The organism is Micromonospora sp. NPDC048169 (genome assembly GCF_040652815.1).
Taxonomy (GTDB): Bacteria; Actinomycetota; Actinomycetes; order Mycobacteriales; family Micromonosporaceae; genus Micromonospora.
The window spans coordinates 28,656-47,678 of record NZ_JBEZMS010000038.1 but is presented as its reverse complement, the minus strand read 5'-3'; the positions used below and the strand labels follow the sequence as shown (position 1 = coordinate 47,678).

Annotated in this window: 12 protein-coding genes; 7 read left to right on the top strand and 5 right to left on the bottom strand. The window is 73.1% G+C overall.

Translation table 11 applies throughout. The annotated features are described in order from the left end of the window. The first annotated feature begins 255 nt into the window (after positions 1-255). The gene (locus tag AB0D28_RS25215) at positions 256-882 is read left to right on the top strand and encodes an NAD(P)-binding domain-containing protein (protein ID WP_357389577.1); all 627 of its coding nucleotides are present in this window, start codon (positions 256-258) and stop codon (positions 880-882) included. A gap of 56 nt (positions 883-938) precedes the next feature. Here AB0D28_RS25215 and AB0D28_RS25210 read toward each other — a convergent pair whose 3' ends face one another. From AB0D28_RS25210 to AB0D28_RS25200, 3 genes are all read right to left on the bottom strand, one after another. Beyond that, entirely contained in the window at positions 939-2,756 is a 1,818-nt protein-coding gene (locus tag AB0D28_RS25210) for a VanW family protein (RefSeq protein ID WP_357389591.1), read from the bottom strand. Between the two features lie 136 nt (positions 2,757-2,892). Beyond that, positions 2,893-4,158, bottom strand: coding sequence for a polysaccharide biosynthesis protein (locus AB0D28_RS25205; protein WP_357389575.1), 1,266 nt, complete (start codon positions 4,156-4,158; stop codon positions 2,893-2,895). Then, positions 4,155-8,549, bottom strand: coding sequence for an alpha-(1->3)-arabinofuranosyltransferase (locus tag AB0D28_RS25200; RefSeq protein ID WP_357389573.1), 4,395 nt, complete (start codon positions 8,547-8,549; stop codon positions 4,155-4,157). The genes AB0D28_RS25205 and AB0D28_RS25200 overlap by 4 nt, the downstream gene beginning before the upstream one ends. 162 nt (positions 8,550-8,711) lie before the next feature. Between AB0D28_RS25200 and AB0D28_RS25195 the strand changes: the two genes are divergently transcribed. From AB0D28_RS25195 to AB0D28_RS25185, 3 genes are read left to right on the top strand one after another with little or no spacing between them, the layout of a single operon-like run. Continuing rightward, the gene (locus AB0D28_RS25195) at positions 8,712-10,598 is read left to right on the top strand and encodes a hypothetical protein (protein ID WP_357389571.1); all 1,887 of its coding nucleotides are present in this window, start codon (positions 8,712-8,714) and stop codon (positions 10,596-10,598) included. After that, positions 10,595-12,301 carry a hypothetical protein gene (locus AB0D28_RS25190; RefSeq protein WP_357389569.1) on the top strand — a complete coding sequence of 569 codons (1,707 nt, stop codon included), beginning with the start codon at positions 10,595-10,597 and terminating at the stop codon, positions 12,299-12,301. The genes AB0D28_RS25195 and AB0D28_RS25190 overlap by 4 nt, the downstream gene beginning before the upstream one ends. Before the next feature lie 35 nt (positions 12,302-12,336). Continuing rightward, positions 12,337-12,531, top strand: coding sequence for a hypothetical protein (locus AB0D28_RS25185; RefSeq protein WP_357389567.1), 195 nt, complete (start codon positions 12,337-12,339; stop codon positions 12,529-12,531). On the opposite strand, the gene AB0D28_RS25180 is transcribed toward AB0D28_RS25185, so the two are convergent. Together AB0D28_RS25180 and AB0D28_RS25175 are read right to left on the bottom strand one after the other, a co-directional pair. Next, positions 12,516-13,694 (bottom strand): glycosyltransferase family 4 protein, encoded by a 1,179-nt coding sequence (locus AB0D28_RS25180; protein ID WP_357389589.1) that lies wholly within the window; start codon positions 13,692-13,694, stop codon positions 12,516-12,518. The genes AB0D28_RS25185 and AB0D28_RS25180 overlap by 16 nt on opposite strands. A 152-nt stretch (positions 13,695-13,846) precedes the next feature. Then, complete coding sequence (locus AB0D28_RS25175; RefSeq protein WP_357389565.1) at positions 13,847-15,076, bottom strand: acyltransferase; 1,230 nt, start codon at positions 15,074-15,076, stop codon at positions 13,847-13,849. A 113-nt stretch (positions 15,077-15,189) separates the two neighbouring features. Here AB0D28_RS25175 and AB0D28_RS25170 point away from each other — a divergent pair, with 113 nt between their 5' ends. The 3 genes from AB0D28_RS25170 (at position 15,190) to AB0D28_RS25160 (ending at position 18,992) form a co-directional block, all read left to right on the top strand. After that, positions 15,190-16,341 carry a porin PorA family protein gene (locus tag AB0D28_RS25170; protein WP_357389563.1) on the top strand — a complete coding sequence of 384 codons (1,152 nt, stop codon included), beginning with the start codon at positions 15,190-15,192 and terminating at the stop codon, positions 16,339-16,341. Between the two features lie 393 nt (positions 16,342-16,734). Beyond that, positions 16,735-17,358, top strand: a complete 624-nt coding sequence (locus tag AB0D28_RS25165) for a DUF6230 family protein (protein WP_357389561.1) — start codon at positions 16,735-16,737, stop codon at positions 17,356-17,358. Between the two features lie 77 nt (positions 17,359-17,435). Beyond that, on the top strand, positions 17,436-18,992 hold the full coding sequence (locus tag AB0D28_RS25160; protein ID WP_357389559.1) for a DUF6114 domain-containing protein: 1,557 nt from the start codon (positions 17,436-17,438) through the stop codon (positions 18,990-18,992). Positions 18,993-19,023: the final 31 nt, after the last annotated feature.

Here is a 19,023-nt window from a genome sequence, read left to right as displayed (position 1 = left end):
ATGGTACTGCACTCGGGAGGGTGTGGGAGAGTAGGACACCGCCGGACAATCTTTCAATTCAGGGCCACCCCGCACGGGGTGGCCCTGAATTGCGTACTCCCCCGGAATCACCACGCCGGGCCGCCTCCGTCTCGTACCGTCGAGCCGGGACCGCCGACACACGTCGGCCCGCCCGCCGGCTCGGCGGCGCGAAACGTGACGTGCCGTACGCCGGGGCCGTGATGAGGTCCGACCGTACGGGGTACAGGAGTGGGCATGGAGATCGGAATCATCGGGTCAGGGCACATCGGGGGCACCCTCACCCGTCGTCTGCGTTCACTCGGTCACGACGTCGCGGTGGCCAACTCCCGCGGCCCACAGAGCCTGACCGACCTCGCCGCCGAGACCGGCGCCCGGGCCGTCTCCGTGGAGGAGGCCGTGCGGGATGCGGAACTGGTCGTCGTCGCGATCCCGCTGAAGGCGGTGCCGCAGCTCCCGGCGGCGCTTTTCGACGGCAAGCTGGTGGTCGACGCCAACAACTACTACCCCCAGCGCGACGGGGACATCCCCGAGCTGCTGGACCGCAGCCTCAGCTCCAGCCGCTGGACCGCCGACCACCTCAAGGGCGCGCGGGTGGTGAAGGTGTTCAACAACATCCAGGCCGCGCACCTGATGGACGAGGGCAAGCCGGCGGGTACGGCGGGCCGGATCGCGCTGCCGGTGGCCGGTGACGAGGCCGACGCCAAGCGGATCGTCATGGGGCTTGTGGACGAGCTGGGCTTCGACCCGGTCGACGCGGGCACTCTCGACGAGAGCTGGCGGCAGCAGCCGGACACGCCCGTCTACGGCACCGACCGCGACGCGGACGGCGTACGCGAAGGGCTGGCCGCGGCGCGGCCCTGAGAAGCATGAGAAGGCCCCGCCGGCGACATGCCGGCGGGGCCTTCTGCGTGAGCGGATCAGTCGTCGCCCGGCTTGGGGGCGCAGATGAAGCGGGGCTCGGCGTCGTAGCGCCAGCTGAACTTCTCCCGCTTGACCACCTTGCCGTCCTTCTTGATGACCCGGTACGCGTCCTGGGCGAACCCGACACTGCCGGCGGCGGCGATGCAGGTCGGCCCGGGCGTCAGGTAGACCGTCTTCGGCTGGGTGATGTCGCGGCGGGGGCCGTACTCGGTCTTCACACTGTCGTAGATCTTCGTGCTCCAGATCGAGACGGTGATCGAGCTGGACGTGTACGAGGTGTCGATCAGCACCCCGTAGGGCGTGTTGTTGCGGAACTTGAAGTCGAGCTGCGGCCAGTAGATGGTCGACTCGATCACCGCCGGGTAGCGGCTGAAGTAGAACGAGTGCGGCTTGTGCTCGACGTCCTCCAGCCCGGCGTAGTAGGTGGCGTTGAACAGCGTGGTGGTGAACTGGGAGACACCACCGCCGACACCCGGCACGAGTTTCCCGCCGACGATCGTCGGCGCGTCCTTGTATCCCTGGTCGTAGCCGCGTTCGCCGGTGTGCCCGTTGAGCGAGAACGTCTCGCCCGGCTTCACCAGCGCACCGTCCACGTCCTTCGCGGCCCGCACGATGTTCTGGCTGCGCGGCGAGGAGAGACCGCCGGTGAACTGGGTGGTGAAGCTCGACACCCGTTCCTTGATGCCGAGCTTCGCCAGTTCCGCCTCGGTCAGCTCGGGGGCGGCAGGCTTCAGCTCGGCGGTGACCGTACGGCCCTCGGTCTTCGGAAGCACCGCGAGCAGGGCCGGGCCGAGCGCGGCGGCGTCGACCTGGCGCCCGGCCTTGCTGGGCACCACCTTCGGCTTGCCGCCGCTGATGGTCAGGCCGGCGTCCTTCGGCTCCACCTCGAGCTTCGTGAGCCGGTCGCCGAGCGCGGCACGCAGCCGCTTGACGTCGACCTTCGGGGTGAGCGTGCCCGCGTCGTCGGCGGAGAAGCGCAGCGACCGGGCGATGGCGGCGGGCGGGATGGTGACCGAGCCGCCGTCGGTGGTGAGCGTGACAGGCGCGGCCACCGCGGGCCGGGCCAGCTCGGCGACGAGGCGATCCACCTCCTCGCGGGTGGTGGCCGGCCACTTCTCGACCAGCGGCACGGTGACCGGCTCGGCGGCCAGCCAGCCGGCCTTCACCACGGCGGTGGCCCCGTCCGTGTCGATCGTCAGCGCCGGCTTCGGGTAGACCGGCTTCGGTGTGGTGCCGGTCCAGATGATCGCCGGCATGGTCATCTCACGCCCCTGCGGGCCCATCACCTTGCGCAGGGCCGCCCCCAGCTTGGCCTGGTCGACGGTGACCACCGGCTCGACCGTACGGGAGCCGACGAGCCGGCTCACCGCGTGCGCGTCGGCCTCGGCCGCCGCTGCCACTGTCGCGTCCACGTCGATGGCGAGCCCCACGTCGGAGGGCTTCAGTTCGGCCTTGTTCTCACCCACAGTGACCGCGAGCGGGGCGTTGAGCTTCTCGGCCCGGCGTTCCAGCTCGGCGCGCAGCGTCTGGGCCGCCTCCGCGCGGCTGCGCCCGCCCAGCTCGGTGCCGAGCACCGTGGTGCCGCGGGGCACGTCACCGGCGTACGCGTAGGCGCCAAGGCCGACGCCGCCCGCCAGGACGGCCGCGACGATCCCCCCGGCCAGCAGCAGCCGGGTCCGTCGCGAGCGTGTGGGCTTGGCCGCGTCGCCCCCGGGCGGTGTGGCGACCGGCTCGATCTCGACGCCGGGCCAGCTCACCGCCGCCACCTTGATGGTGGGTCGGTCGTCGGCAGCCGGCATCTTCTCGCCGTACATCGTCACTGCAACCTCGATCGGAAGTACACGCGGGGACCGCTTCCCCCACGGGAGACACCTACGGTAACCAACGCTCGGGCCCACCGGGAGTGTCCGGCCCGGAGGTCGTGTCGGGTGACCGCCGGTGTCGCACCGATCACCCGTTTCGGGGTCGCGCCGCGGTGGGCAGCGTCGCACGGACAGCGGCGGGCGGAGGTCCGGCCGTGCGCCGGCGCGCCGGTACGGCCATCAGCGCCGTGGTGACCGCGGCAGTGACGAGGGCCGCGACGACCAGGCCGCCGACGGTGCGCGGGCGCACGGCGGCGGCGACAGTCACCAGCGCGGCGGTGCCCAACCACAGCGGTGCCGCCGCCCACCTGACGCCCCCGGCGAGACGGTCGTTGAGCAGCACGAACGTGACCGCGTAGAGCGCGCCGACGGCGGCGAACAGCGGCGCGTACCGGCCCAGCGCCGTGTAGTCGGGTCCGCCGACGAGCCGGAAGGCCAGCCCGCCGGCCATCGCCGACGCGCCCACCAGGACCAGACCGCAGGCGCCGGTCACCGCGAGCGCGACGGTGCGGCTGCGGCGGTCCCCTCGGGCCAGGCGCGGCAGGGCCAGGACGGCGGCGACCTGCGGCGCCCAGAGCGCGCCCTTGGTCAGGACAGTCCCCACCGAGTACGCGCCGGAGCCCGAGGGCGGCAACAGCTGGCGGGCCAGCAGCAGGTCGGCGTAGGAGACGACGAGCATCGCCAGCGTCGCCCCGCATCCGGCGGTCACCTGCGCGACGGTCAGGCGCGGGGCGGCAGAGGGACGCCGGGGCGTGCCGGTGAGCCAGGCCAGCGCCGGGGGCGCCAGCGCGGCGGTGAGCGCCCCGGCGCCGAGCGCGCCGGTCAGGCCCGCGCCGAGCAGCAGCCCGACGATCACCCCGCCGTAGCGGGCGGCGGCGAGCAGCGCCATCGCGGTGGCGAGCCGCAGGAAGCGCTGGCCGCCCTGCAGCTCGCCGAGCGAGCGCGACGAGAGCACCACCGAGGCCGTGGTGACGGCCAGCAGCGCGGGCACCACGACCGGCAGGTCCAGCGCGGCGACCAGCACCGGCGTCGCCAGCACCAGCGCGCCCGCGCACAGGGCGGCGGTCAGCACGGTGAGCCGCCGGGTGTCGGACGGGCCGTGCCGGGCGTGGTGCACGGCAACGGCGAGTTGCAGGCCGAGCCCGGGCACACCGGCGATGGCGACCAGCCCGAGGGCGGTGGCGAGCGCGCCGAGGTCGTCCGCGTCGAGCTTGCGGGCGGCGAGGACCGGCACCAGGTAGGCCAGGCCGTTCACCAGGACACCGGCGAGGGTGACGGCGACGCCCGCCGCGCCCAGCCCGCTCCGGCGGCCGTCCGCCGGCTCGGGCGCGGGGTCCGGCCGCCCGTCGCTCACGTGATCTCCGAGACGCGGGACACCGGGGCGGCGTCCGGCGCCGGTCGCCCGTCCGGCTCGGCGCGATCGTCGCGGTCCGCCTCCCGATCCGGAACCGGCGCGGCGTCGTGTTCCGGCTCGCGGGGTGCCGGCACGGCCGGGGTCGCCGCCGGGCGGATCCGGCGTACGGGCCGCCGCCGGGCGGTGGTGGAGAGCCAGAGCGCGCCGAGGGCGGCGACCGTCACGAGCTGCGGCAGCGCGTCGGTGTGCCGGTCGGCCGACTCCAGGTAGATCCATCCGGCGAGCACCACGAGCGCCCCGGGAAGCCACGTCTCGGCGGCCCGGACGAGCCGCCTGACCCGCCGGGGGTCGCTGCCCCAGGGCAGGCGACGCGGTCCGGGTACGGCGAGCATGAAGCCCGCCGCGACCAGCAGGCCGCCGAGCAGGCCGCTGTGGAGCACGAGCGCGGCGGCGCCGACGGCGAGCAGCGGCAGCGAGCGGGTGAGCCGGCGCCGGGTAGCCGGCACGGCGGCGACCGCGCGATCCCCGGCGGGGCGGCGATCAGGCAGCACCGCGAGCAGGACCACCACCACCAGCAGGACGCCGCCGAGCAGCAGGCCCATCCGGTACGGGGTGTCCGGCGTGAAGCGCAGCACCACCTCCCCGGAGACACCCGCGGGCAGGATCCAGCCCTGCTGCCAGCCGTCCACCACGAGCGGGGTGAGCGTCTTCCCGCCGATGGTGGCCTGCCAGCCGGTGTTCGTGTTCTCCCGGACCGCGAGCACCCGGTCGCCGGAGTGCTCGGCCACGCGTACCCGCCGCTCGGTGGCCGACCAGGAACGCACCTCGATGTCGCCGGCGGTGGCCGCCGCGGCGGGCGTCGCGGTCCGTGGCGTCAGCGCGACCCGGGTGGCGGTGGCGAGCGTGCTCGCGGTGGTGACGACGCGGTGCTCCCCGCTGCCCAGGTCGAGCTGCTTGGGCGTGGTCCGGCCGCAGGCCGTCACCGGCATCTCGCGTAGTTCCAGCAGGTCACGGACCGTGCCGGTGAGCGTGGTGGTGATCCGGGACGGGCCGACCTGAAGCGTCGGACCCGAGCCGCAGGCCAGCTTCAGCGGCGTTTCCGGACGGGGTGCGACTGTGGTGCCGAGGGGCAGCACCGTCACCTCGCCGACGGCGATGGGCAGTGGCTCGGGCAGCCGCAGGCCGTACGGGTCGGTGCTGGTGGCGGACGGCTTGTCCAGGAACTGGATGGTGATCGAGTCGGTTCGCATCGGCGGGTCGAGCGTGAGCACACCGTCGTTCGTGAGCAGGTTGCTGCGGAACCCGTCGTTGCCGACCACCCGTACGCTGCCGAGCCGGGTGGCGGCGGTCCCCTCCTCGACGGTGAACCGGATCCGGCTGATGACCTGCGGTTCGAGCCAGGTGAGGCGCAGGATCGGCGCCTCGTCGTTGAGCGCCGGTGACCAGCTCGTGGCCGGGTTGCCGTCGAGGACCGCGCCGGGCCGGCCGGCCGGGTCGGGTACCGCCGTCGACGACGCGGTGACCTGCGGCGCGAGGCGCAGCGGCTGGGCCTCGGCGACCAGCTTGTCCAGGGCGGCGTTCAGTTCGGGGCCGGGTGTCGGCCGCGCCCACAGCTTCGCGTCGTACGTCCCGGCAACCGGCAGGGTGAAGGTGCGGTCGATGGTGGAGGCGTCCTCCGAGCCGCGGACCGCGTCGGTGGAGCAGCGCGGGCGGCCGTCGACGGTGAAGCAGGCGGGCGTGGTCGGGGCCGCCGACACGACGACGCCGGCCGGCTGGTCGGTGGCGGGTGCGGCGGGCAGTTGGAGGGTCCGGCTGGTCTGGATGCCGGGGATCTTGATCTCGGTGATGCCGACCGTCTTGTCGCCGAACGGGCGCAGGTCGAACGCGGCGTCGACGGAGACCTCGACCTTGCGGGTGGCGTGCACGCCCTGCAGCTCGAAGACCATGTGGTCGCCGAACTGCTCGACGGTGCGGCTCTCGTACCCGGCGGTCACGGTGACCGTGGTGGGCAGGGCGTCGGCCTTCAGGTCGAACCACACCTCCACCCGGGTGACCCGGGTCGGGTTCGCCAGGTTCACCTCGATCCACTGCCTGTCGCTGCGGGAGTGCGGCGCCGACCGCCAGGACGTGGTGGTGTTCCCGTCCATCGCCGCGTACGGCTGGTATTCGGGCCGGGTGCCGCCGGTGGCGTCGATCTGGGAGCGGGCGGTCGAGGCGCGGATCCCGCTGATGCCCTCGAAGCGGGCGACAGTCGACCACTCCGGCCCCCAGTCGGGCAGGTAGTCGTGCGCGGGCGCGGACACCGCGAAGGTGTCGTCGGCGGTGAGTGTCTGCGAGGAGTTGTCGCGCAGCCGGCCGAACGACACGTCGCGCCGGCGCAGCCCGTCGGTCAGCACGACCCGCCCGGTGGACTCGCCGGCCTTCGCGTCGCCGGCCAGGACCGTGGGCGCGGGGCCGAGCTGGCCCGAGGCGGCCAGGTCGAGCAGCGACTCGGGACCGCCGACGACAGTGGTCACGTCGTCGCGGTCGTACGCGACCACCGGCTGGACGGGCCGGTCCACCCGGTACACCTCAAGTGCCCGTCCGGGCACGTCCAGGCCCTGGTCGCGGAACTCGTCGGGGGTGTCGGAGCCGCCGCGTACCGGGCCGAAGGACGCGACGCGGCTCAGGCCGGGCGAGCGTTCCAGCGCCTGCCGGACGACCGCCGGGCGGGCCGTGTCCGAGCGGCCGTGGTCGAGGTCGGCGCGGAACAGGACGTGGCTGATCCCGGAGCGGGCGAGCAGGTCGGCCAGGCCGGCCGAACCGGCGCCGGTGGCGAGCGTCGACTCGATCGCGTCCAGCAGCCGGATCGTGGCGGGCGGGGTGAACGGGATGGCGTTGCGCACCGCCCACCGACTGTCCAGCAGCGGCTGGGCGATCTCGTCGGTGGTGCTGCCCCAGTCGTACGCGGGGAAGCGCGCGCCGGGGACGACGAGCACCCGCCCACGGCCGGTGTTCGCGTCCAGCCAGTCGGTGGCCTCGTGCCAGTAGCCGGGCACGTCCTTCACCGCGCCCGGCGTGGCGAGGCCACCGGCGAGCGCCGGTGAGGCGACGCCCGCGACCGCGACCATGGCTGTGCCGGCGGTGAGCCAGGCGCGGGCCGTGGCCCGGCCACGGCGTTGCTCGGGGGCGGTCCGGGCGGCGCGTACCGCGAGGCTGACCAGGTGGGCCAGGCCGAGCGCCAGCGGCAGGCGGAGCAGCACGTCGAACTTGTGCACGTTGCGCAGCGGGGCGCCGATGCCGTCGAGGAACTGCTGCTGCGGCCCGGCGAGGATGTTCGGCAGGTCGCCGGTGTGCCCGAGGCCGACGAGCGCGACGCCGAGCAGCAGGCCGGTGATGAGGAACCGGCGGTGCGGCATTCCGCGCCGGGACAGGCCGAGCACCCCGAGCGCGGCGACCGCCAGGGTGGCCACGACGAGCAGCGTGTCGTTCGCCAGCCGGGCGCCGGCCGGGATGGTCGCGCCGAACGGGGAGGCCAGGTAGGCGACCCAGTAGGACGTGCCGCGCAGCGTGGTCACCCCGTCGGTGACGCTCGTGGTGTTGCGGGCGGTCTCGATGTAGTCCAGGAAGGGCGGGCTGTAGCGGCCGAGCACCAGCAGCGGGATCAGCCACCACGCGGTGGCCAGGGCGACCGCCCCGCACCAGGCCGCGAGGGCGGTGACGCGGCGGCGCAGCGGTTTGAGCGTGGCGAGCCAGAGCAGGGCGAGCGGCACCACGGCGGCGACGGCGGTGGCGTTGACACCGCCCGCGCAGGCGACGGCCACCGCCGATCCGGCGACCGCGCGGCGCAGCCGGGCGCCCCGGGCGAGGCCCACGAGCGGGATGAGCACCCACGGCGCGACGGCGCTGGGCCAGGACTCCACCGACGACCAGCCGAGCTGGGTGAGGATGCGCGGGGACAACGCGAACGCGACACCGGCGATCATCCGGCCGGCGGGGCTGCCGATGCCGAGCCGGCCCGCCAGCCGCACCACACCGAGGTACGCGACGCAGAACAGCAGCGCCCACCAGAGCCGCTGGACGATCCACGGCGCGACACCCAGTTCCGTCCCGAGCAGGAAGAACGGGCCCATCGGCCAGAGATATCCGTACGCCTGGTTCTGGAGCTGCCCGAACGTGCCGGTGGGATCCCACAGGTGCAGCGAGCGCAGCAGCCACCCGGCCGGATTGACGTTCAGGTCGACCTTGGTGTCCGGGACCACCTGCCCGGGCGCCTGCTGGAAGGCGAGGGCGGTGAGTGCGAGACAGATCGTCAGGTGCCGGAACCGCCGTGCCGTCTGCCGGGCACGGCCGGTCTCCCGGACGGGGGCATCCGTCCCCGTCGGCGGCGTTGTCGTCCCGTCCGCCCGCATTTTCGGCTCCTGTCTCCGCCGGCCGTACGCGTACCCGCACATGACGCGTGTCGCGCGACGTTATCCGGAACCGGCCCGCAGCGGCGACCGGGGGCCGGTGCTGGGCGTTATCGGCGGAACGGCCGTCCCCACGGCAGGTAAGCGTGTGGCAGGCTGCCGACCATGTCAATGCCACAAGCAGCGGCCGAGACGCGTCCGGCAGCCGTCGGCGCGGAGGACGACGGACCCGGACCGATCGGTCGCTGGATAGCCGCCGACCGCGTCCGCGCGGTCGCGATCGCCCTCATCGTCGTGTCCGTCGCGTCGCGCGCCGGGCTGGCCGCCCGTGGCTGGTTCTCGCAGGACGAGTTCGTCATCGCCGCGCAGGTGCTGGACACCCGGCTGGACCCGGACTACCTCCTGGGCACCTTCAACAACCACCTCATGCCGGCCGGGCTGGCGGTCGCGTGGCTGATGGTCCGGGCGGCCGGTTTCGCCGGGTGGCCGTGGATCCTGCTGCTGGCGGCCGGGCAGGCGGCGGTCGGGATCGCCCTGTACCGGCTGCTCCGTGACCTGCTGCGGCCCGGCTGGGGGCTGCTGGTCCCGCTGAGCCTGTTTCTGTTCAGCCCGCTGACGCTCGAGGTGTCGTCGCTGTGGCTGGTCGGGCTGCTCGTGCTGCCGCCGCAGCTGGCGCTTGTCCTGGCGGTGGCGGCCCAGGTCCGGTACGTGCGCACCGGGCGGAAGCGGCACCTCGTCCTGGTCGCGCTCTGGGTCGTGTTCGGCCTGCTCTTCGACACCAAGGCGCTGCTGATCGTGCCGCTGCTGTTCCTGCTGACCGCGTTCCTGTTCACCAAGGGACGCGCGTGGCGCAGCCTCGTGAACACTGTCGTGCGGTTCTGGCCGGCGTGGCTGATGCTCACCGCGCTGTCCGGTGCGTACCTGGCGTACTACCTGACCCGCCCGGCCCGGGGGCTGGACGAGCCCACCTCGGTCGGGCAGGTCTTCACCTTCCTCGGCGACCTGATCGGCGACACGGTGGTGCCGGGCCTGCTCGGCGGGCCGTGGCGCTGGACGTACGCCGGTGACGGGCCGCCGCTGTCCGACCCGTACGACATCGCGAAGTGGCTGTCCTGGGCGGTGCTCGCGGCGCTGATCGTGGTCACCGTGCGGCGGCGGCCGTCCGCCGGGCGGGCCTGGCTGCTGCTCGCCTGCTACCTGGGCCTGGTCGCGGCGCTGTTCGCGGTGACCCGGCTCGGCGGGCCGCTCGGGCCGCTGGTCGGCGTCGTCCCCCGGTACGTCGCGGACGTGGTGCTGGTGGCCGCGATCTGCGTCGGGGTGGCGCTGCTCGGGATGAAGGACAGCGACGAGGACGACGTCTCCGCGTGGCCGCTGCCGACGGTGCTGCGGGAGCCGGGGGCCTTCGCGGTCGGTCTGGTCTCCATGGTGGTGCTGCTGGCCACCATCGGCGTGGGCACGCTGTGGAGCACCGCGCGCTTCGGCGACAACTGGAGCACCAAGCACGGGCGGGACTACCTGGCCACGACGCAGGCCGAGCTGGCCGCAGCGCCGCCGGGCACCGTCTTCTTCGACACCACCGTGCCGGACCGGGTGGTGGCCGGGTACTTCTGGCCGGACAATCTCCAGTCCCACTTCTTCCGGCCGGCGCCGCGCAAGCCGACGTTCGTGACGATGAGCGAGAAGCCGTCGACGTTCGACGAGAACGGCCGGATCCGTCCGGTCGTGGTCGAGGGGCGCAAGGTCGCGCCCGGGCCCGTGGAGGGCTGCGGGCACCTGGCCGAGGGCGGCCGGACCGTCCGGATCCCGATGGACGGCTACCTGGTGGAGTGGCCGTACGTGGTGCACTTCGGCTACGTCGGCTCCGGCGACTCGACAGCGGTGTTCAACCTCGGCGACGCCACCCGCGAGATCACGCTGAAGAGCGGGCTGAACGACGTGTTCTTCATGCTGGAGGGCGCCGGGTCCGCCGTCGAGCTGACGGTGAACACCCCCGGGGTCAGGTTGTGCACCAACCTCATCACCATCGGCAAGGCGGTGCCGAAGCCGCAATGACCGGACGTACCGCCGAGGGCGGCGGCCCCGCGGTCCGGCGGTGGCGGGAGTCGCTTCCGCTGTACCTCGTGGCGGTCGCCGCCACCGCGTTGATCCTGGCCCCGCTCGCGGCGCCGGGCTACGCGCTGCGGTACGACATGGTGTTCGTGCCCCGGCAGCCGCTGAGCTGGGATCTGGTGGCCCCGGCGCAGAGCCTGCCCCGGGCGGTGCCGATGGACGCGCTGGTCTCGCTGGTGACCCAGCTCGTGCCGGGCTGGGTGGTGCAGCGGGTGGCGCTGGCCGGGGCGGTCCTGTTCGCCGCGGTGGGCGCCGGACGGCTGGTGCCGACCGAGCGGCGTGCGGTGCGACTCGTCGCCGCCGTGGCGTACGCGTGGACGCCGTACCTGGCCGAGCGGCTGCTGATCGGCCAGTGGGGGCTGCTGCTGGCGTACGCCGCACTGCCCTGGCTGGCGCGGGCGGCGCTGAACCTGCGGGCGGGCCGCGACGGCGCGCTCGCCCGGGTGGTGCTGCTCGCCGCGCCCGCCGCGATCACCCCGACCGGCGGCCTGATCGCGCTGGCGACGGTGCTGGTGCTGGCGGCGGATCGCCGGCTCCGGCGGTCGGCGCTTGCGGTGGGCGGTGTCGCGCTGCTGAACGCTCCGTGGATCGTGGCGGCCCTGGTCACCGGCGCGGGCGGCACGTCCGATCCGGCCGGCGTGGCGGCGTTCGCGGCGCGCGCGGAGAACTGGGCCGGCCCGCTGGTGGCGCTCGCGGGCACCGGCGGCATCTGGAGCGCGCAGGCCACCCCGTCCAGCCGGTCCGCCGCGCTGGCTCCGCTGGCGACAGTGGTGCTCGTGGTCCTGGCCGTGGTGGGCGCCGGCCTGTTGCGACGCCGGCTGCCGGCGGGCGCGGCGGTACGGCTGGGTGTGCTGGCCGGTGGCGGGTACCTGCTGGCCGCCCTCGCCGTGCTGCCCGGTGGGCAGGGCGCGTTGAGCTGGGCGGTGGCGCACGTGCCGGGGGCGGGGCTGCTCCGCGACGGGCAGAAGTTCCTCGCGCCGTACGCCCTCGTGCTGGTGGTGTGCGCGGCGCTGGGCGCCGAGCGACTGGTGGCCCGGATCGACCGGGAGGTCGGCGGGATCGTGCTGGCCGGGCTGCTGCTCCTGCCGGTGGCCGCGATGCCGGACCTGGCGTTCGGCGGGGCCGGCCGGATCAGTCCGGTGCGTTACCCGGCGGACTGGCGGGCGGTCGCCGAGCGCCTGCCCGACGACCCGGGTGAGGTCCTCGCGCTGCCGCTGACCGCCTACCGGGCCTATCCGTGGAACCCGGGCCGGGTGGTGCTGGACCCGGCGCCCCGCTACCTGCCCGGAACCGTGCTCACCGACGACACGCTGGTGGTCGACGACGTCGCGGTGGCCGGGGAGAATCCGCGGCTGCGCGAGGTGCGCCGGATGCTCGCCGAGGGGCGGCCGGTCTCGGCCACCGGGGTGGGCTGGGTGGTGGTGCAGCACGGCACGCCGAGCACAGTGGACCCGGCCGTGCTGGCCGGTCTCGACCTCCGGTACGAGGGGGAGTCGCTGAGCCTCTACCGGAACCCGGCCGCGTCGGGCGCGCCGCAGCGGGCCGGGGCGGGCCGCTGGCTTGTCGTGTTCGCGTGCGGAACTGCCGTTCTGGCGGTCATGGCTGCCGCCTTTTCGACCCTACGCCGACGAGCTACTGCGTGGTAACGTCCGCTCGCACGTCTCACCACTGGAGGAATGGCATGCGTAGAGCTTTGACCCTTGTCGTGTCCGGCCTGGTGGCGGCGTTGCTGGGGATCCTGGCCCTCGGCGGGATCTCGGCCGCCGCGACCGCCACGCCGGAGGAGGCCGCGGCCGAGGCTCGCAGCGCCTCGGAGGCGGCCAAGCGGGCCGGGAAGCAGGACCCGTACGCCCCTGAGGTCTACGGCAACAGGTAGGACGGATCGCCCCGCCGCTGCACCCGGCGGGGCGAGTCCGCGGTCTCCAGCAGGGTCGCGAAGCGTTCCCCCGCCACCGGCCAGGTGAAGTTCGCCGCGTGCCGCCGGGCCTGGGCGCCCATCTCCTGACGCATCTCGTCGTCGTGCAGCAGCGCGCGCACCTTGGCCAGGTAGTCGTCGATGTCGTCGGCCAGCAGGCCGGTACGGCCGTCGACCACCGCCTCCGCGACGCCGCCCGCCTCCCGGAACGCCACTGTCGGCGTACCCGCCGCGCCGGCCTCCACGATCGTCAGCCCCCAGCCCTCCTTCAGCGACGGCGTCAGGGCGACCCAGGCCGAGGCGAGCAGCGCGGCCTTCTCCTCCTCCGTGACGAAGCCCCGGAAGTCGACCCGGTCGGTGATGTCCAGCTCGGCGGCGACCTCGCGCAGGTGCGACTCCCACCAGCCCTGCCCGGCGACCACCAGCCGCAGCTGGGGCAGCTCGTCGGCGAGCGCCGCGACCGCGCGCAGCGCCACCTCCACCCGCTTGTGCGGCACCAGGCGGTTGAGCGTCACGAGCAGCGGGAACGGGGCGCGCTCGGCGTCGGTGCGGGGCATCTCCGGCGTGCCGTTGTAGACCACCGAGACCTGCTCCGGCGGTACGCCGAGGGTGCCGAGTTCACGCCGGGTCGCCTCGGACACGGTGACGTACCGGCACCGCCGGTAGACGCGTACCGCGAGCGACGACTCGACCCACCAGCCGAATCGGGCGGCCCATTTCGGCAGGACCACCGGCCACTGCTCGCGGTGCACGTGGTGGATCAGCTTGACCACCGGGCGCCGGGCCCAGAGGGGCGCGAGGAACGGCAGGCCGTTGCAGACGTCGACCAGGATGTCCGGCCGGCCGCCCCGGCGTGCGGCGAGCGGGCCCAGGCCGACTGCTCCGGCCAGGTAGCAGAGCGCCGCCCACAGGTAGACGGTGTGCCGGCCGCCGCGCCGGATGAATCGGATGCCCGCCTCGTTGACCTCGTCGGCGGGAGCCTCGCGGTGCGCCGCGCAGAACAGGGTGGCGCGGAATCCGCGCGACACCAGCTCGGCGGCGATCCGTTCCACGTACACCTCGGAACCGCCGCCCTCGGGGTTGCGAGTGTCTCGCCAGTTGAGGAACAGCACGTGTCCGGGCATGCCGAAGCGACGCTCCACGCGAACCCTACTCTCAAGTAATTTAGCGGTGCGCGTCACATTAAGGGCTGGGCTCCCCGCCCGGCAATGCCCCGACCGGCGGCGTTGGGCCGACAGCCGTCGTCAGGTCACCTGGAGTGATCGAGGAGTTACTGTCAGGCCGGTGCCGCGACGTCCGGAGTGGTGGCGGCGACGGCTGGCGTCTCCGGTGCCGGCCCGCGCCCGGCCGGCCTTCGGCGGCGCTGCGTGCCGAGCGTCTGGAGAGGGCGCTCGACGCCGTAGTAGCTGAGCGCGGCGTACACCAGGCCGAAGAGCATGGTCAGGGCGAAGGTGCTGAGGAACCCGCCGGTGAACAGCGGTCGGTCGTCGAGCAGGTAGATCAGCTCGATGACCAGCGGGTGCCACAGGAACAGCCCGTACGACACGAGGCCCATCCACCGTGCCGACCCGCTGCTGAAGACCTCCTTGGCCCGGGTCCGCCCGCCGAACGCCACCGGGATCGTGATGAGGACGGCGATCAGGAGGTAGAGCGCCATCTTGGTGCCGAACTCGACGGCGGTCGGGCTGGTCAGGTCGCGCGGCCCGGCGATCGGCGTCGTCGCGATCGCCATCACCGCGACCGCCGCCCCCCAGCAGGCGAGCGGCGCCGAGGCGAGGTCGTCGAGCAGGCGGAAGGCGGCCGGCGCGGTGCCGGTACGCAGGGCCACGTGCGCCGCGGCCAGCGCCATGCCGCCGCCGAACCAGGCGCCGTACGACGGGAACCACATCGTGTGCAGCGCCCCGTCGAGCCAGCCGGCGCCCATCATGGCGACCCACGCGACGGTCAGCAGCGCGCCGGAGGAGGCGAGCAGGACGGTGCGGACGGGACGCCAGGTCCGGCCCACGGCGAGCACCGCGAGCAGCGGCAGGAGCAGGTAGAACACGACCTCGGTGGCGAGGCTCCAGGTCTGGCTGAGGCCGTGCCGGAGCTGGCCCGGGCCGTAGATCTGGGTGAGCGTGAGATGGCGCAGCCAGTCACCGGCCGACACCGGGTGGTTGCCGGGCAGGACGACGAAGCAGACCACCACCGCAAGCCAGTACGCGGGCAGGATCCGCCACGCGCGGCGCCAGAAGTACCGCTTGGTGCGGGGCCGGGGGCGCCCGGTCGCGACGGTGAGCGCCCACGGGCGGAACAGCAGGAAACCGGAAAGCACGAAGAAGATCGCGACGCCCACGTCCAGGCGCGCCAACCAGCCGCCCCACGCGGTGTTCATGGTGACGGCGGTCTGGAAGCCGACGTGGTGGCCGACGACCGCCACCGCGCCGATCGCTCGCAGCGCGTCGAGGGCGGGAAGGCGGCCGGTCACCGCAGGCTCCGGCGTTGTTGGCGTGGTGGCTGTGGACATCTGGACATCCAGGGGGTCGCTTTTGCAGGTGACTGGGGAGTAACCTCCCGCCAATGCTAAGGATCGGGTGCCCCGGACGACAGACCGTAGGGCGGCAGGTTACAGGAGGATGAGTGAAGCTTCGCGTGGGCGCCGCGCTCTTCGGGCTAGGTGTCTTGTTGCTGGTCTTCGCGGCTGGGCTGCCGTTCTACGTGGCCCCCGCCGTGACCAAGCTGCCCTATGACCTGGAACCAACGACGTCCGTCGCCGAGGCGAAGGGCGCGAAGTTCCTACAGATCAAGTCGGAGAACGGCGCGGTAAGCATCGACGTGCCGCAGGCCGATCTCGTGTCCAGCATCGAGGTCATCCCGCAGCCGGAGGACACCAAGGACCGCGTGCCCAAGGAGCTGAAGGGCGACGCGGTCATCTGGAACGTCTACCAGACGGTCAAGCGCAGCGACAACCAGGACGTGATCAGCCAGTACAGCACCGAGCTGGCGCTGTACCGGATCTCGGGTGCGGCGGCGCCGTGGGACGAGCAGTGGCTCAACGAGTCCGGGGCGGAGCAGGCCCCGGTCGGCAACGTGCGTTACTCCGGCCAGATCTACAAGTTCCCGTTCGGCACCGGCAAGCGTGACTACCAGGTGTTCGACCGCGACCTGAAGAAGACGTACCCGGCGCGGTTCACCGGTACGGAGAAGATCAAGGGCGTCGAGACGTACCGCTTCGTGCAGCGGATCGAGAACGAGCCGCTGAACACCCCGGCGGACAGCGTCAAGACCCTGCTGGGCAAGTTCGCGCCCAGCGCGACCAGTGGGCAGGTCGTCTACAGCAACACCCGGACGCTCTGGGTCGACCCGGTGACCGGCGCCTACATCAAGGTGCGTGAGCAGCAGTACAAGGAGCTGCGCCCGGACACCGGCACCCCGACCGTGCTGCTGGACGCGGACTTCAACTACAACGACGCCACGATCAGCCGCAGCGTCGAGACGGTGAAGGACAACCGTTTCAAGATCGGCATGATCAGCCTCTGGGGCCCGATCATCGCCGGTGTGCTCGGCCTGATCGCCCTCATCGCGGGCGTGTGGCTGGTGACGCGGCCCAAGAGCGACGGCAGCGCCCGGCACCGGGCGGACCCGCCGACCTCCGACCCGACGGCGACGCGGGTGGACCAGCAGCCCGTGGGTGGCCCGCTCGACGACGAGATCCCGCCGGCGTCGACGAACTGGCGGTCCGACGAGGTGCCGGCCCAGCGTTCGGGCGCCGGCGACGTGGAGCGCCGCTGACCGGTACGCCGGAAGCACGACGGAGGGGTGGGCCGCACAGCGGCCCACCCCTCCGTCGTGGAGATCTCCCATGCGGGCGAAGCTACTTTACATTTGTTACTCGATTGTAACTGGCGGATGTCCGGTAACTTTCCGTCGCTTTCACCGTCATCTATGCCGGTTTTGAGACGAGATGCCGCCCTGGGCATCCCGCCTGGGCTGGCGTTTCGTGACACCGGGTCACCTCGCACTCCCGCCCTCGTATTACCGCCCGGTAATCGGGGGGTTGTGAGCTACACCGCATCGGGTGCACGATCAGGCTCGATCGTTACCCGTCGGTAACAGAGGGGCGGGTCCAGCGCGTGCCACCGGTTCCCCACCGGCCGCCGCGCACATTCGTTCGAGGAGGAACCCGTGCAGAATCGGCTCGACAACCAGGGTCGTACCCGGTGGCGGCGCTTCGCCGCCATGATCGTGCCCACCACGGCCGCCGCCGGTGCCATCCTGTTCGGCATGTCGACCGGCGCCATCGCCTCCGACATCACCGTGTCCGGGCAGACGTTCAAGATCGGCGCCGACCGCCTGGAGGGTGAGGGCTTCAAGCAGTACGGCGGCATCGTCCGCGAGAAGGGCGAGAACGGCAAGGCCGGCGCGACGCACCCGGTCGCGATGGCCGAGATCAGCAGCGCCGAGCTGTACAAGCTCTGCCAGTCCGTCCGCGCCGACCTGCCCGGCCTGCCGGTGGTGCTCACCATCAACGCCGGTGACGGCAAGGACCCGGCCCGGGCCAAGGACCTCGTGATCGCGATGGACTCGCTCGAGGGCAACGCGACCTTCACGAACATCCAGATCGGCCGCGACGCCAGCGACCTCAACCCGACGGCGCAGCGGGGCTCCTTCGGCCAGAACTCCGACCGGGTGACCATCCGCGACCTGAAGCAGGTCTCCCGCTACACCACCTCCTCGACGTTCAACCTGGTCGGGCTCCGGCTCAAGGTCAACGTGGGTGACGACGCCAAGGGCAAGGAGTGCTTCTGAGCTGAGCACGGCCCGCGGTGGCCGACCACCGCGGGCCCGCCCCACCGTTCCCGTTCCCGCTCCGCCAGGAGGAGTACGTGACAACCGTCGACCCGTCCCACACCCGGACCGGCACCGCGGCCCGGGCGTGGCGGACCTTCCGCCGCTGGCAGCGGAGCCGGCCGTTCTGGGGTGGCCTGTTCATCATCCTGGCCGGGGTGGAGATGCTCGCCTCAACCCGGTTGACCCTCAACGGCCTGAGCTTCAGCAGCGGAGCCACCGGCCTGCTCGCCCTGCTGATCCCGGCCATCCTGGTGACCTGCGGCGTGCTGCTCTGGCTCAGCCCGGCGCAGCGGCTGTTCTACTCGATCGTCGCCGCGATCACCACCATCTACTCGCTGATCGGGCTCAACCTCGGCGGCTTCTTCCTCGGCCTGCTGTTCGGCATCGTGGGCAGCGCCCTCGCCTTCGCCTGGGTGCCGGCCCGTCCGGCCGCTCCCGGCACGGAGGAGTCCGCCGCCGGCGCGGAGGAGTCCGCCGCCGAGACCGACGCCGAGCGCGCCGCCGGAACCGACGCCGAGCCCGACACCGTCGTGGACGCGCAGCCGGTGGACGAACCGGCCGCGGACGAGCGGCCGACAGTCGAGGTGCCGGCCGGAGTGCGACCGGCCGTCGAGCAGCCGACTGCCGAGTGGCCGGGCGGGGAGCGGCCGGTCCCTCGGCAGTCGGTGAACGGGAAGCCCGCCGGATCCGACGGCGGTCCGCCGGAGTGGGCGGGCCGCTCTGCGGACCCGCGCGCCTTCGGCATCGTCCTCGTGGTGCTCGGCCTCGCCACCGCCGGCCTGGCCGTACAGCCGAGGGCGGTGCAGGCCGCCCCGAACAAGCCCGCCGCGAGCGCCTGCCCGTCGAAGCCCGCCACGCCGGCGCCCGGCGCGAGCGCGCCCACAACGACGCCCACCCCGTCGCCGAGCCCGAGCCCGACGCGGGAGGGCAACATCATCACCGACTTCTTCGACGGGATCGGTGACCTGTTCAAGGGCAGCAAGAAGAGCGAGACGCCCTCGCCCACACCGACCGCGAACGGATCGGCGGCCCCGACGAGCAAGCCGTCGACCCGGCCCGGATCGGCCGACTGCCCGGCGCCGGACAAGCCCGGCAAGGTGGACCCGGCGAAGCCCGGCAAAGTGGAACCGGGCAAGCCGCTGCCGCGGATCGCCGCCGACCCGAGCCTGCCGAAGGTGGCCCAGACGCCGTCGAAGCTCACCGGCACCAAGGTGACGATGACCGGGCTGCGGTTCGAGGGGATCACCGACCTGCAGACCGAGCGGGGCGCGCTCAAGGTGCTGAAGTTCAGCATGAAGGAAGCCGTGACCGACGACTTCCTGCTGGTCGCCGACGGCCCGCGCGGCCGCACCCAGCGGTACGCGACCGACCGGCTCACGGTCCGCGACGACGTCGCGTTCTACTGCACCCGGTTCGTCGGCAAGCTCGCCGGCATCAAGCTGACGCTCACCCCGGACCTGCCGTTCCCGGACGGCCTGCCGGTCACGCTGCCCATCCCGGTGACGTTCACCGACCCGGTCATCGACCTGGCGTACGTCACCAGCGACACGCTCACCGGCCGGCCCACGCTGCGGCTGACGCTCGGCGCCTGACCGGACGGGTGCCGGCGAAAGTCATCGCCGG